Source organism: Paenibacillus sp. EKM211P (genome assembly GCF_011066175.1).
In the GTDB taxonomy this organism is placed as follows: domain Bacteria; phylum Bacillota; class Bacilli; order Paenibacillales; family Paenibacillaceae; genus Paenibacillus; species Paenibacillus polymyxa.
Genome location: NZ_JAAMNS010000060.1, coordinates 1 through 372 on the forward strand (window position 1 = coordinate 1; position 372 = coordinate 372).

1 protein-coding gene is annotated in these 372 nt (G+C 47.6%); it reads right to left on the bottom strand.

The window, feature by feature from the left end; translation table 11 throughout:
• A partial coding sequence (locus G9G57_RS25345; protein ID WP_164965685.1) for a condensation domain-containing protein occupies window positions 1–372 on the bottom strand: 372 nt, incomplete at both ends.

Here is a 372-nt window from a genome sequence, read left to right on the forward strand (position 1 = left end):
GTGGCGTATTCAAACAGATATTCCAAGCCTTCCTCGATCTCTGTGACGTCCAAGCTGAGATCGAATTTAGAAACAATTTCTTCGCTGGCATACGTCGACAAATGGAGTCCGGGAAGCTGGATTTCCAAATTCTCTGTATTCTGCAAAGCAAACATCGTATCGAACAGCGGATTGCGGCTTAAATCGCGAGCCACATTCACCTTATCCACCAGTTCCTCAAACGGATAATTCTGATGTTCAAAAGCGCCCAGCGTCGTCTCCTTGATTTCCTTCAAGTAGTCAAGGAACGTTTTAACGGCAGCCGGATAACTGCGGATGGCCAGGGTATTGACGAACATCCCGATCAGCGGCTGAACGTCGCTGTGATTTCTT